This is a genomic window from Streptomyces sp. bgisy130 (assembly GCF_057708345.1).
In genome coordinates, this window is record NZ_JBYISA010000023.1 from 63,605 (window position 1) to 77,640 (window position 14,036).

Below are 14,036 nucleotides of genomic sequence, written 5' to 3' on the forward strand. Positions count from 1 at the left end.
TGCGCCGGTAGGCCCTTCCCGAAGGGGTGTCCGGGGGAACGCGCGAACGGGCCCCGGAACATCGGGGCCCGTTCGCATCGATCGGTGGCTGGTGTCCTACTCGGCGGCCGGTGTCCTACTTGGCCTCGGCCAGCAGCTTCTGGATCCGCGACACGCCCTCGACCAGGTCCTCGTCGCCCAGCGCATACGAAAGCCGCAGGTAGCCGGGGGTGCCGAAGGCCTCACCCGGGACGACGGCGACCTCCGCCTCCTCCAGGATCAGCTCGGCCAGCTCGACGCTGGACTGCGGGCGCTTGCCGCGGATCTCCTTGCCCAGGAGCTCCTTGACCGACGGGTACGCGTAGAACGCGCCCTCCGGCTCCGGGCACAGCACCCCGTCGATCTCGTTGAGCATCCGCACGATGGTCTTGCGGCGCCGGTCGAAGGCGACCTTCATCTCCTCGACGGCCGTCAGATCGCCGGAGACCGCCGCGATCGCCGCGGCCTGCGCGACGTTGGAGACGTTGGACGTGGCGTGCGACTGGAGGTTCGTGGCGGCCTTGATGACGTCCTTGGGGCCGATCGCCCAGCCCACCCGCCAGCCGGTCATCGCGTAGGTCTTCGCCACCCCGTTGACGATGATGCACTTGTCGCGCAGCTCGGGCACGACCACCGGCAGCGACGAGAACGAAGCGTCGCCGTAGACCAGGTGCTCGTAGATCTCGTCGGTCAGCACCCACAGGCCGTGCTCGGCGGCCCAGCGGCCGACCGCCTCGACCTGCTCGCGGCTGTAGACCGCGCCGGTCGGGTTCGACGGCGAGACGAACAGCAGCACCTTGGTGCGGTCCGTGCGGGCCGCCTCCAGCTGCTCCACGGCCACGCGGTAGCCCGTGGTCTCGTCCGCGACGACATCGACCGGCACCCCGTCGGCCAGACGGATCGACTCGGGGTACGTGGTCCAGTACGGCGCCGGGACGATGACCTCGTCGCCCGGGTCGAGGATCGCTGCGAACGCCTCGTAGATCGCCTGCTTGCCGCCGTTCGTCACCAGGACGTTCGCGGGCTCGATCTCGTAGCCGGAGTCGCGCAGCGTCTTCGCGGCGATCGCGGTCTTCAGCTCGGGGAGACCGCCGGCCGGGGTGTAGCGGTGGAACTTCGGGTTGCGGCAGGCCTCGGTCGCCGCCTCGACGATGTAGCCGGGCGTCGGGAAGTCGGGCTCACCGGCGCCGAAGCCGATCACCGGGCGTCCGGCGGCCTTGAGGGCCTTCGCCTTGGCGTCCACGGCGAGGGTCGCGGACTCGGAAATCGCACCGACACGGGCCGAGACACGGCGGTCGGCAGGGGACGAAGCGGGAGGAGTGGCAGCGCTCATACCTGCATCGTCCCAGACCTCCGACAACCCCGGCACATGCATCGGCGGGCACCACCCGGGATGTTTCTGTTCGACGCCCGGCTCTGAAGCACGTACACTCGCTGACCGTTGGCTCCCGACAGGTCGCCGCGGTGCACGCACGTAGTGCAGTCGGCCGCATGCGGTAGGTTGGGGGAACCACAAAGGGTCGTAGCTCAATTGGTAGAGCACTGGTCTCCAAAACCAGCGGTTGGGGGTTCAAGTCCCTCCGGCCCTGCTACACGCACTTCGTCACCACAGTGCGTGCACGCGTACGTATGAAATGCACCGCCGTGCGGCTCAACCGGGCGCGGCACGGCCACGACCCGGATTCAGGTGAGGACGAGTGACGGACGCCCTGGGCTCCATCGACATGCCTGAGCGCGGTCGTTCCGAGGACGAAACCGCGGAATCCCAGAAGAAGCCCCGTCGCGGCGGCAAGCGCGGCAAGAAGGGCCCCTTCGCGCGGCTCGCGCTCTTTTACCGCCAGGTCGTGGCGGAACTCCGCAAGGTCGTCTGGCCCACGCGCAGCCAGTTGTCGACGTACACCACCGTAGTGATCGTCTTCGTTGTCATCATGATCGGTCTCGTAACCGTGATTGACTTGGGAATCAACCGAGTCGTCGGGTACGTCTTCGGCTGATCCCGCGGAGGGCGCCTCAGCGGGCGCCCCTTTCGCATGTTCAACCCCTTGAAGCCAGGAAGAAGCAGCCACCGTGTCTGACCCGAACCTGAACGACGCCGCCGACTCCGCCGAGACGGCAGCGGCCGACGTGGACGCGGCTGCCTCGGCCGAGGTCCAGGGCGACGACACCGAACTCGAGATCGTCCAGGCCGCCGACGAGACCGACGAGCTGGACGCCGAGGATGCCGCCGCCGGTGAGCCCGCCGAGGCCGCCGCGGTGCACGTGGAGGACGAGGACGAGGTCGTCGCTGAAGCCGCAGAGGAAGAGGAGCCGGTCGACCCGGTGGCCGCCCTCCGCGACGAGCTCCGCGGCCTCCCCGGTGAGTGGTACGTCATCCACACCTACGCGGGTTACGAGAACCGCGTGAAGACCAACCTCGAACAGCGTGCCGTTTCGCTGAACGTCGAGGACTACATCTTCCAGGCCGAGGTGCCGCAGGAAGAGGTCGCCCAGATCAAGAACGGCGAGCGCAAGACCATCCGCCAGAACAAGCTCCCGGGCTACGTTCTCGTGCGCATGGACCTGACGAACGAGTCCTGGGGCGTCGTCCGCAACACCCCGGGCGTCACGGGCTTCGTCGGCAACGCCTACGACCCCTACCCGCTGACGCTGGACGAGATCGTCAAGATGCTCGCCCCGGAGGCCGAGGAGAAGGCCGCCAAGGAGGCCGCCGCGGCCGAGGGCAAGCCGGCGCCGTCCCGCAAGGTCGAGGTCCAGGTGCTGGACTTCGAGGTGGGCGACTCCGTCACCGTCACCGACGGCCCGTTCGCGACGCTCCAGGCCACGATCAACGAGATCAACGCCGACTCGAAGAAGGTCAAGGGCCTCGTCGAGATCTTCGGCCGCGAGACCCCGGTCGAGCTGAGCTTCGACCAGATCCAGAAGAACTAGGTTCTTCCGGACCACCAGCCAAATCGACCAGGTCAGACGGGCTCACAGCCGGTCTGACCTGCTCGGTTTTTGGCCGCACGACTATACCCGTTATCGTTGTGCGGTATGCCTCCATCCGGATGACCGGGTGGATCGGCGAAACACCTCTCACTAGGACCCGGAGAGAGCATGCCTCCCAAGAAGAAGAAGGTCACGGGGCTTATCAAGCTCCAGATCAGCGCCGGCGCCGCAAACCCGGCCCCGCCGGTCGGCCCCGCGCTGGGCCAGCACGGCGTCAACATCATGGAGTTCTGCAAGGCCTACAACGCCGCGACCGAGTCGCAGCGTGGCATGGTCGTGCCGGTGGAGATCACGGTCTACGAGGACCGTTCCTTCACCTTCATCACCAAGACTCCGCCGGCCGCGAAGCTCATCCTGAAGGCCGCGGGCGTGGAGAAGGGCTCCGGCGAGCCGCACAAGACCAAGGTCGCCAAGATCACCGAGGCGCAGGTCCGCGAGATCGCCACCACCAAGATGCCCGACCTGAACGCCAACGACCTGGACGCCGCGTCGAAGATCATCGCCGGCACCGCCCGTTCCATGGGCATCACGGTCGAGGGCTGATCCCAGCCCTTCAGGCACCACACGTGGCAGGGCCAGGCGCTGGTCCGCACCACGACTCCACCCCACTGCATCAGGAGCAGAAGTGAAGCGCAGCAAGACTCTTCGCAACGCGGACGCGAAGATCGACCGGGAGCGTCTGTACGCCCCCCTCGAGGCCGTCCGTCTCGCCAAGGACACCACGTCCGTCAAGTTCGACGCGACCGTCGAGGTCGCCATGCGTCTGGGTGTCGACCCGCGCAAGGCCGACCAGATGGTCCGTGGCACCGTGAACCTCCCGCACGGCACCGGTAAGACCGCCCGGGTCCTGGTCTTCGCGACCGGTGACCGTGCTGCGGCCGCGGAAGCCGCCGGCGCCGACATCGTCGGCTCGGACGAACTGATCGACGAGGTCTCCAAGGGCCGTCTGGACTTCGACGCCGTCGTCGCCACCCCGGACCTCATGGGCAAGGTCGGCCGCCTCGGCCGCGTGCTCGGTCCGCGTGGTCTGATGCCGAACCCGAAGACCGGCACCGTCACCCCGGATGTCGCCAAGGCTGTCACCGACATCAAGGGCGGCAAGATCGAGTTCCGCGTGGACAAGCACGCGAACCTCCACTTCATCATCGGCAAGGTCTCCTTCGACGAGACCAAGCTGGTGGAGAACTACGCCGCGGCGCTCGAGGAGATCAACCGCCTCAAGCCGTCCGCCGCCAAGGGCCGCTACATCAAGAAGGCCACCATCACCACCACGATGGGCCCTGGCATCCCGCTGGACTCCAACCGCACCCGCAACCTCCTCGTCGAGGACGAGGCCGTCTGATCTTCCCGATCGGCGCCTCACAGCGTGTGAGCACTGTCGTCAGGCCCCGCTCTCCGGCAAGGAGGGCGGGGCCTGACGCATGCTGTGCCGCCCTCAGCGGGCGCGTTGGCCCCCGGGGCGAGGGCGGCCGCGGGACGCGCTCCAGCGGCCGGGAGCGCGGCCGGTGCCCTCTCTCGGTCGATTTGCCTGACGCAGGGCTCTCCCGTACCGTATGCGGAAGCCAAAGACCGCTGGTTGTCTCTGTGCGCCCGATCCCGGGTGTGCAGTGGCCGAAGGATCCGCTAGCTGCGGACGGCCTGCGCAGGTGTGTATGGATGAACTCCCGGGCGGATTTCTGCCTTGGTCGAGTACGCCCCGTGCGCCTGCGCCGGGGCGTTTGTTTTGCCCAGCCCCTTCTGCGCGGTCCTCATCACCCGGAAGGAGGCCGAGGCTCATGGCGACGTCTGACAAGATCGCAGCCGTTGAGGAGATCACTTCTAAGCTCCGTGACTCCAACGCAGCTGTTGTGACTTCTTACACCGGACTGACTGTGGCGCAGCTCAAGGAGCTGCGTCGTTCTCTCGGCGAGAACGCTCAGTACCGTGTGGTGAAGAACACGCTGACCAAGATCGCGGCCAAGGAGGCCGGGATTCAGCTGGACGAGCACCTCAAGGGCTCGACCGCTGTTGCCTTCGTGACCGGTGACCCGGTCACGGCGGCGAAGGGTCTTCGTGACTTCGCCAAGGAAAACCCCTCTCTCGTCATCAAGGGCGGTGTCCTTGAAGGCAAGGCGCTGTCCGCCGACGAGATCAAGAAGCTTGCGGACCTCGAGTCCCGTGAGGTTCTGCTCGCCAAGCTGGCGGGTGGCATGAAGGCGTCCATGGCCAAGGCCGCGGCGACCTTCCAGGCCCCCCTCACGAAGTTCGCCCGCACCGCGGACGCGCTTCGCAGCAAGGTCGAGCAGGGCGGTGCCGGTACGCCGGCTCCCGCCGAGGCTGCCGAGTAATCACTCGGACGCCCAGCGGGCCCGTAGTACGCCCGCCAGACATGTACATCCGGCACCAGCCGAATTAGTGGAAGGACCGCCACCATGGCGAAGCTCAGCCAGGAAGACCTGCTCGCGCAGTTCGAGGAGATGACCCTCATCGAGCTCTCCGAGTTCGTGAAGCTCTTCGAGGAGAAGTTCGACGTCGAGGCTGCCGCCCCGGTCGCCGTTGCCGCCGCCGGCGCCCCGGGTGCCCCGGCCGCCGCCGAGGCCGAGGAGCAGGACGAGTTCGACGTCATCCTCACCGGTGCGGGCGACAAGAAGATCCAGGTCATCAAGGTCGTGCGTGAGCTGACCTCCCTGGGCCTGAAGGAGGCCAAGGACCTCGTCGACGGCACCCCGAAGCCCGTCCTCGAGAAGGTCGCCAAGGACGCCGCCGAGAAGGCCGCCGAGTCCCTCAAGGGCGCCGGCGCCTCCGTCGAGGTCAAGTGACCCCACTGAGTCTCTGACTCACGTCCACAGCGCCTCTGGCGCGCCGGACACCAGCGAAGGGCGATCACCCATGCGGGTGGTCGCCCTTCGGCGTGCTCGTCACGGCTGCGTTGTCTCGCGCCTGCGTGCGAGTATGGTGATCATCGTTGCCCGGACGTGCCCCCATGTGACGATCTTCCAGAGGTGGGGGGCCTTGACGAACCGGACGCGGCGCGCAATTCTCGGGACGCGACGCAGAAGCGATCCAGGGTTCGAGGCATGGATCGCGGACGAAGAGGGAAGCATCGGTGTGCGCCACTGGCGCGGGGCTTTCGGCAGGCGCATGGCATTGAGAAGAACAAACGAGGGCTTCCTCCGGTGCGGAGGGCGTGACCTCCCGGAGGGAGAAGATCGGTATCACGGTGCTGAACCGGTCTCCGGAAACTCGCTCTGGACATCAGTGTGCCAAGTGGCTACACTGACCCTTTGCGCTGCCTGTTAGCTGCTCCCTGCCCGTCACCAGGGGCATACCCGAGCCCGAGCAAACCTGAATGAACCGCCCTGAACTGGGCTTTTCCTCAGTCTGCTCGATTCGGGACCGGTACGCGCGTAGTGAGTCCGAGCCCTCGGAAGGACCCCCTCTTGGCCGCCTCGCGCAACGCCTCGACTGCCAATACGAACAACGGCGACAGCACCGCCCCGCTGCGCATCTCTTTTGCGAAGATCAAGGAGCCCCTCGGGGTTCCGAACCTCCTTGCGCTGCAGACCGAAAGCTTCGACTGGCTGCTCGGCAATGCCGCATGGAAGGGTCGCGTCGAGGCTGCGCTGGAGAGTGGGCAGGAAGTCCCCACCAAGTCCGGTCTTGAGGAGATCTTCGAAGAGATCTCCCCGATCGAGGACTTCTCCGGGTCGATGTCGCTGACGTTCCGCGACCACCGCTTCGAGCCCCCGAAGAACTCCATCGACGAGTGCAAGGAGCGCGACTTCACGTACGCGGCTCCGCTCTTCGTCACCGCCGAGTTCACCAACAACGAGACCGGCGAGATCAAGTCCCAGACGGTCTTCATGGGCGACTTCCCGCTCATGACGAACAAGGGCACCTTCTGCATCAACGGCACCGAGCGTGTCGTCGTCTCGCAGCTGGTGCGCTCGCCGGGCGTGTACTTCGACAGCTCCATCGACAAGACGTCCGACAAGGACATCTTCTCCGCCAAGATCATCCCGTCCCGGGGTGCCTGGCTGGAGATGGAGATCGACAAGCGCGACATGGTCGGTGTGCGCATCGACCGTAAGCGCAAGCAGTCCGTGACCGTTCTGCTCAAGGCGCTCGGGTGGACCACCGAGCAGATCCTCGAGGAGTTCGGCGAGTACGAGTCCATGCGCGCCACCCTGGAGAAGGACCACACCCAGGGCCAGGACGACGCGCTGCTCGACATCTACCGCAAGCTGCGTCCGGGCGAGCCGCCGACCCGCGAGGCCGCGCAGACGCTGCTGGAGAACCTGTACTTCAACCCCAAGCGCTACGACCTCGCGAAGGTCGGCCGCTACAAGGTCAACAAGAAGCTCGGCGGCGACGAGCCGCTCGACGCCGGTGTGCTGACCACCGATGACGTCATCGCGACGATCAAGTACCTGGTCAAGCTGCACGCCGGCGAGACCGAGACGATGGGCGAGTCCGGCCGTTCGATCGTCGTCGAGACCGACGACATCGACCACTTCGGCAACCGTCGTCTGCGCAACGTCGGCGAGCTCATCCAGAACCAGGTCCGCACGGGTCTGGCTCGTATGGAGCGCGTCGTGCGTGAGCGCATGACGACCCAGGACGTCGAGGCGATCACGCCGCAGACCCTGATCAACATCCGGCCGGTCGTCGCCTCCATCAAGGAGTTCTTCGGCACCAGCCAGCTGTCCCAGTTCATGGACCAGACCAACCCGCTGTCGGGTCTGACCCACAAGCGCCGTCTCTCGGCGCTGGGCCCGGGTGGTCTCTCCCGTGAGCGGGCCGGCCTGGACGTCCGTGACGTGCACCCCTCGCACTACGGCCGCATGTGCCCGATTGAGACCCCTGAAGGTCCCAACATCGGTCTGATCGGCTCGCTGGCCTCCTACGGCCGGGTCAACGTCTTCGGCTTCATCGAGACGCCGTACCGCAAGGTCGTCGACGGCCAGGTCACCGAGGAGGTGGACTACCTCACCGCTGATGAGGAGGACCGCTTCCTGATCGCCCAGGCCAACGCGAAGCTGAGCGACGACATGCGCTTCGCCGAGCAGCGTGTCCTGGTCCGCCGTCGTGGCGGCGAGGTCGACCTGGTCCCCGCCGACGAGGTCGACTTCATGGACGTCTCGCCGCGCCAGATGGTGTCGGCCGCGACCGCCATGATTCCGTTCCTCGAGCACGACGACGCCAACCGCGCGCTCATGGGATCGAACATGATGCGCCAGGCCGTGCCGCTGATCAAGGCGGAGTCGCCGCTGGTCGGCACCGGCATGGAGTACCGCTGCGCGGTCGACGCCGGTGACGTCATCAAGGCCGAGAAGGACGGTGTGGTCCAGGAGGTCTCCGCGGACTACATCACCGTCGCCAACGACGACGGCACGTACACCACGTACCGCGTCGCCAAGTTCACCCGCTCCAACCAGGGCACCTCCTTCAACCAGAAGGTCGTCGTGGACGAGGGCGCGCGGGTCATCGAGGGCCAGGTCCTCGCCGACGGTCCGTCCACGGACGAAGGCGAGATGGCGCTCGGCAAGAACCTGCTCGTGGCGTTCATGCCGTGGGAGGGCCACAACTACGAGGACGCGATCATCCTGTCGCAGCGCCTCGTGCAGGACGACGTCCTCTCCTCGATCCACATCGAGGAGCACGAGGTCGACGCCCGTGACACCAAGCTGGGCCCCGAGGAGATCACCCGGGACATCCCGAACGTCTCCGAAGAGGTCCTCTCCGACCTCGACGAGCGCGGCATCATCCGTATCGGTGCCGAGGTCGTCGCCGGCGACATCCTCGTCGGCAAGGTCACGCCCAAGGGTGAGACCGAGCTGACCCCCGAGGAGCGTCTGCTCCGCGCGATCTTCGGTGAGAAGGCGCGCGAGGTGCGCGACACCTCGCTGAAGGTGCCGCACGGTGAGATCGGCAAGGTCATCGGCGTCCGCGTCTTCGACCGCGAAGAGGGCGACGAGCTGCCCCCGGGCGTGAACCAGCTGGTCCGCGTCTACGTGGCGCAGAAGCGCAAGATCACCGACGGTGACAAGCTCGCCGGCCGTCACGGCAACAAGGGCGTCATCTCGAAGATCCTGCCGGTCGAGGACATGCCGTTCCTGGAGGACGGCACCCCGGTCGACATCATCCTCAACCCGCTGGGTGTCCCGTCCCGAATGAACCCGGGACAGGTCCTGGAGATCCACCTCGGCTGGCTCGCCAGCCAGGGCTGGAAGGTCGAGGGAGCCGAGGACTGGCAGCAGCGGCTCCAGGCGATCGGCGCCGACAACGTCGCGCCGAACACCAACGTCGCCACCCCGGTCTTCGACGGTGCGCGCGAGGACGAGCTGGCGGGTCTCTTCGACTCGACGCTCCCCAACCGCGACGGCGAGCGGATGGTCAAGTCCTCCGGCAAGGCCCAGCTGTTCGACGGCCGCTCCGGTGAGCCGTTCCCGGACCCGATCTCGGTCGGGTACATGTACATCCTCAAGCTGCACCACCTGGTCGACGACAAGCTCCACGCGCGTTCGACCGGTCCGTACTCGATGATCACCCAGCAGCCGCTGGGTGGTAAGGCTCAGTTCGGTGGCCAGCGGTTCGGTGAGATGGAGGTGTGGGCGCTGGAGGCATACGGCGCCGCATACGCCCTCCAGGAGCTGCTGACGATCAAGTCCGACGACGTGACCGGCCGCGTGAAGGTCTACGAGGCCATCGTCAAGGGCGAGAACATCCCCGAGCCCGGCATTCCCGAGTCCTTCAAGGTGCTCATCAAGGAAATGCAGTCCCTGTGCCTCAACGTGGAGGTGCTGTCCTCGGACGGCATGTCCATCGAGATGCGCGACACCGACGAGGACGTCTTCCGCGCTGCGGAGGAGCTCGGCATCGACCTGTCCCGGCGCGAGCCGAGCAGCGTCGAAGAGGTCTGACGGGAGTCCGGCCGGGGAGTCAGCGATGGCTCCCCCGGCCGGCCCCAGGACCCCCGTTTCAGACCCCAAGACTTACAACCCTGAGAGGGATTGACGCATAGTGCTCGACGTCAACTTCTTCGATGAGCTCCGGATCGGTCTGGCAACCGCTGACGACATCCGTCAGTGGAGCCACGGCGAGGTCAAGAAGCCCGAGACCATCAACTACCGCACCCTCAAGCCCGAAAAGGACGGACTCTTCTGCGAGAAGATCTTCGGTCCGACCCGGGACTGGGAGTGCTACTGCGGTAAGTACAAGCGCGTCCGCTTCAAGGGCATCATCTGCGAGCGCTGCGGCGTCGAGGTCACTCGCGCCAAGGTGCGCCGTGAGCGGATGGGCCACATCGAGCTGGCCGCTCCCGTGACCCACATCTGGTACTTCAAGGGCGTGCCGAGCCGGCTGGGCTACCTGCTGGACCTCGCGCCCAAGGACCTCGAGAAGGTCATCTACTTCGCTGCCTACATGATCACGTGGGTGGACGAGGAGCGCCGCACGCGCGACCTGCCCTCGCTGGAGGCGCATGTCTCCGTCGAGCGTCAGCAGATCGAGCAGCGCCGCGACTCCGACCTGGAGGCCCGCGCCAAGAAGCTCGAGACCGACCTGGCCGAGCTGGAGGCCGAGGGCGCCAAGGCGGACGTCCGCCGCAAGGTGCGCGAGGGTGCCGAGCGTGAGATGAAGCAGCTGCGTGACCGTGCGCAGCGCGAGATCGACCGTCTCGACGAGGTCTGGAACCGCTTCAAGAACCTCAAGGTCCAGGACCTGGAGGGCGACGAGCTGCTCTACCGCGAGCTGCGGGACCGCTTCGGCACGTACTTCGACGGCTCCATGGGTGCTGCTGCCCTTCAGAAGCGCCTGGAGACCTTCGACCTCGACGAGGAGGCCGAGCGCCTCCGCGAGATCATCCGTACCGGCAAGGGCCAGAAGAAGACCCGTGCGCTCAAGCGCCTCAAGGTCGTCTCCGCCTTCCTCCAGACCCGCAACAGCCCCAAGGGCATGGTGCTGGACTGCATCCCGGTGATCCCGCCGGACCTGCGTCCGATGGTGCAGCTGGACGGTGGCCGCTTCGCGACCTCCGACCTGAACGACCTGTACCGCCGTGTGATCAACCGCAACAACCGTCTGAAGCGGCTTCTCGACCTCGGTGCGCCCGAGATCATCGTGAACAACGAGAAGCGGATGCTCCAGGAGGCCGTCGACGCGCTGTTCGACAACGGCCGCCGCGGTCGCCCGGTCACCGGTCCCGGTAACCGTCCGCTGAAGTCCCTCAGCGACATGCTGAAGGGTAAGCAGGGCCGCTTCCGTCAGAACCTGCTCGGTAAGCGAGTCGACTACTCGGCGCGTTCCGTCATCGTCGTCGGCCCGCAGCTCAAGCTGCACCAGTGCGGTCTGCCCAAGGCCATGGCGCTGGAGCTCTTCAAGCCGTTCGTGATGAAGCGCCTGGTGGACCTCAACCACGCGCAGAACATCAAGAGCGCCAAGCGCATGGTCGAGCGCGGCCGCACGGTCGTCTACGACGTGCTCGAAGAGGTCATCGCCGAGCACCCGGTGCTCCTGAACCGTGCGCCCACGCTGCACCGTCTGGGCATCCAGGCCTTCGAGCCGCAGCTGGTCGAGGGCAAGGCCATTCAGATTCACCCGCTCGTCTGCACCGCGTTCAACGCGGACTTCGACGGTGACCAGATGGCCGTCCACCTCCCGCTGTCCGCGGAGGCCCAGGCCGAGGCCCGCATCCTGATGCTGTCCTCGAACAACATCCTCAAGCCGGCCGACGGCCGTCCGGTCACCATGCCGACCCAGGACATGGTGCTCGGTCTCTTCTTCCTCACCACGGATGAAGAGGAGCGCAAGGTCATCGGTGAGGGCCGCGCGTTCGGCTCGGCCGCCGAGGCGATCATGGCGTTCGACGCCAAGGAGCTCTCGCTCCAGGCGAAGGTCGACATCCGCTTCCCGATCGGCACCGTCCCGCCCCGTGGCTGGACCCCGCCGGTTCCGGAGGAGGGCGAGCCCGAGTGGCAGCAGGGTGACAGCTTCCGGCTGCGGACGACCCTGGGCCGTGCGCTCTTCAACGAGCTGCTGCCCGAGGACTACCCGTTCGTCGACTACTCGGTGGGCAAGAAGCAGCTCTCCGCGATCGTCAACGACCTGGCCGAGCGCTACCCGAAGGTCATCGTGGCGGCGACGCTCGACAACCTGAAGGCGGCCGGTTTCCACTGGGCGACCCGTTCCGGCGTCACCGTCGCCGTCTCGGACATCGTCGTCCCGGAGGCCAAGAAGGCCATCGTCGCGGGCTACGAGGCCCAGGACGAGAAGGTCCAGAAGCAGTACGAGCGCGGTCTGATCACCAAGGACGAGCGCACTCAGGAACTGATCAACATCTGGACCAAGGCGACCAACGAGGTCGCCGAGGCGATGAACGAGAACTTCCCCAAGACGAACCCCATCTTCATGATGGTTGACTCGGGTGCCCGAGGAAACATGATGCAGATGCGGCAGATCGCCGGTATGCGTGGTCTGGTGTCGAACGCGAAGAACGAGACCATCCCGCGTCCGATTAAGGCGTCGTTCCGCGAGGGCCTGTCCGTGCTGGAGTACTTCATCTCCACGCACGGTGCCCGTAAGGGTCTGGCGGACACCGCCCTTCGTACCGCCGACTCCGGCTACCTCACCCGTCGTCTGGTCGACGTCTCCCAGGACGTCATCATTCGCGAGGAGGACTGCGGCACGGAGCGCGGCCTCAAGCTGCGGATCGCCTCGAAGGACGCCGCCGGTGTCCTGCGCAAGGCGGACGACGTCGAGTCCAGCGTCTACGCACGCATGCTGGCCGAGGACGTCGTCGTCGACGGCAAGGTCGTCGCGCCGGCCAACGTGGACCTCGGTGACGTGCTCATCGACGCGCTGGTCAACGCGGGCGTCGAGGAGGTCAAGACCCGCTCGGTCCTGACCTGTGAGTCCGCGGTCGGCACCTGTGCCTTCTGCTACGGCCGTTCGCTGGCCACCGGCAAGCTGGTCGACATCGGTGAGGCGGTCGGCATCATCGCCGCCCAGTCCATCGGTGAGCCCGGCACCCAGCTGACGATGCGTACCTTCCACACCGGTGGTGTGGCCGGTGACGACATCACCCTGGGTCTGCCGCGTGTCGTCGAGCTCTTCGAGGCCCGTACGCCCAAGGGCGTCGCCCCGATCTCGGAGGCGGCCGGCCGCGTCCGGATCGAGGAGACCGAGAAGACCAAGAAGCTCGTCGTGACCCCGGACGACGGCAGCGACGAGACGGCGTACGGCGTCTCCAAGCGTGCCCGTCTCCTGGTCGGCGAGGGCGACCACGTCACGGTCGGCCAGCCGCTGACCGTGGGTGCCGTCAACCCGCACGACGTGCTGCGGATCCTCGGCCAGCGTGCCGTCCAGGTCCACCTGGTCGGTGAGGTCCAGAAGGTCTACAACAGCCAGGGCGTGGCGATCCACGACAAGCACATCGAGATCATCATCCGGCAGATGCTGCGCCGTGTGACGATCATCGAGTCCGGCGACGCGGAGCTGCTGCCGGGCGAGCTCGTGGAGCGCACGAAGTTCGAGGGCGAGAACCGTCGCGTCGTGGCGGAAGGCGGCCACCCGGCCTCCGGCCGTCCGCAGCTGATGGGTATCACCAAGGCTTCGCTGGCGACGGAATCCTGGCTGTCGGCCGCCTCCTTCCAGGAGACGACCCGAGTGCTGACGGACGCGGCGATCAACGCCAAGTCCGACTCGCTCATCGGCCTCAAGGAGAACGTCATCATCGGTAAGCTCATCCCGGCCGGTACGGGCCTGTCCCGCTACCGCAACATCCGGGTCGAGCCCACCGAAGAGGCCAAGGCCGCGATGTACTCGGCCGTCGGTTACGACGACATCGACTACTCGCCCTTCGGCACCGGCTCCGGCCAGGCGGTCCCGCTGGAGGACTACGACTACGGTCCGTACAACCAGTAATCCTGGTCCGTACGACAGCCACAGGGCGGCCATCCCTCACGGGGTGGCCGCTCTGCGGCGTTTGGGCGGGGTGTGTTCCGGGTCATCCTGACGGTCCGGGGGCCGTGCGGGGGAACTCGTCCTCCCAT

The 14,036-nt window shown here is 66.6% G+C and carries 9 protein-coding genes and 1 tRNA gene; 9 read left to right on the forward strand and 1 reads right to left on the reverse strand.

Annotated features, from left to right (window positions below; genetic code table 11):
• Positions 1-115: 115 nt before the first annotated feature.
• A complete protein-coding gene (locus tag AC3EUV_RS26010; protein WP_435604015.1) occupies positions 116-1,351 on the reverse strand; it encodes a pyridoxal phosphate-dependent aminotransferase in 1,236 nt (411 codons plus the stop codon).
• A gap of 183 nt (positions 1,352-1,534) precedes the next feature.
• Between AC3EUV_RS26010 and AC3EUV_RS26015 the strand changes: the two genes are divergently transcribed.
• From AC3EUV_RS26015 to AC3EUV_RS26055, 9 genes are all read left to right on the forward strand, one after another.
• A tRNA-Trp gene (locus AC3EUV_RS26015) sits at positions 1,535-1,607 on the forward strand.
• 108 nt (positions 1,608-1,715) lie between these two features.
• Positions 1,716-2,012: a preprotein translocase subunit SecE gene (gene secE, locus AC3EUV_RS26020; protein WP_327156244.1), complete on the forward strand. Its 297-nt coding sequence runs from the start codon at positions 1,716-1,718 to the stop codon at positions 2,010-2,012.
• A gap of 73 nt (positions 2,013-2,085) precedes the next feature.
• Positions 2,086-2,946, forward strand: coding sequence for a transcription termination/antitermination protein NusG (gene nusG / locus AC3EUV_RS26025; RefSeq protein ID WP_432143871.1), 861 nt, complete (start codon positions 2,086-2,088; stop codon positions 2,944-2,946).
• A gap of 168 nt (positions 2,947-3,114) precedes the next feature.
• Positions 3,115-3,549, forward strand: coding sequence for a 50S ribosomal protein L11 (gene rplK, locus AC3EUV_RS26030; RefSeq protein WP_127151674.1), 435 nt, complete (start codon positions 3,115-3,117; stop codon positions 3,547-3,549).
• Between the two features lie 82 nt (positions 3,550-3,631).
• Positions 3,632-4,348 carry a 50S ribosomal protein L1 gene (gene rplA, locus AC3EUV_RS26035; protein ID WP_432143872.1) on the forward strand — a complete coding sequence of 239 codons (717 nt, stop codon included), beginning with the start codon at positions 3,632-3,634 and terminating at the stop codon, positions 4,346-4,348.
• Positions 4,349-4,781: 433 nt separating this feature from the next.
• Positions 4,782-5,333 carry a 50S ribosomal protein L10 gene (gene rplJ / locus AC3EUV_RS26040; RefSeq protein ID WP_432143873.1) on the forward strand — a complete coding sequence of 184 codons (552 nt, stop codon included), beginning with the start codon at positions 4,782-4,784 and terminating at the stop codon, positions 5,331-5,333.
• Positions 5,334-5,417: 84 nt separating this feature from the next.
• The gene (gene rplL / locus AC3EUV_RS26045) at positions 5,418-5,804 is read left to right on the forward strand and encodes a 50S ribosomal protein L7/L12 (protein ID WP_018090915.1); all 387 of its coding nucleotides are present in this window, start codon (positions 5,418-5,420) and stop codon (positions 5,802-5,804) included.
• Positions 5,805-6,425: 621 nt separating this feature from the next.
• Positions 6,426-9,908: a DNA-directed RNA polymerase subunit beta gene (gene rpoB, locus AC3EUV_RS26050; RefSeq protein WP_432143874.1), complete on the forward strand. Its 3,483-nt coding sequence runs from the start codon at positions 6,426-6,428 to the stop codon at positions 9,906-9,908.
• 100 nt (positions 9,909-10,008) lie between these two features.
• A complete protein-coding gene (locus AC3EUV_RS26055; protein ID WP_432143875.1) occupies positions 10,009-13,908 on the forward strand; it encodes a DNA-directed RNA polymerase subunit beta' in 3,900 nt (1,299 codons plus the stop codon).
• The last annotated feature ends 128 nt before the right edge of the window (positions 13,909-14,036 follow it).

Coding starts and splice junctions, on each gene's coding strand:
- AC3EUV_RS26010 (WP_435604015.1), bottom strand. CDS start 1,351: ATGAGCGCTGCCACTCCTCCCGCTTCGTCCCCTGCCGACCGCCGTGTC.
- rplK (WP_127151674.1), top strand. CDS start 3,115: ATGCCTCCCAAGAAGAAGAAGGTCACGGGGCTTATCAAGCTCCAGATC.
- rplJ (WP_432143873.1), top strand. CDS start 4,782: ATGGCGACGTCTGACAAGATCGCAGCCGTTGAGGAGATCACTTCTAAG.
- rplL (WP_018090915.1), top strand. CDS start 5,418: ATGGCGAAGCTCAGCCAGGAAGACCTGCTCGCGCAGTTCGAGGAGATG.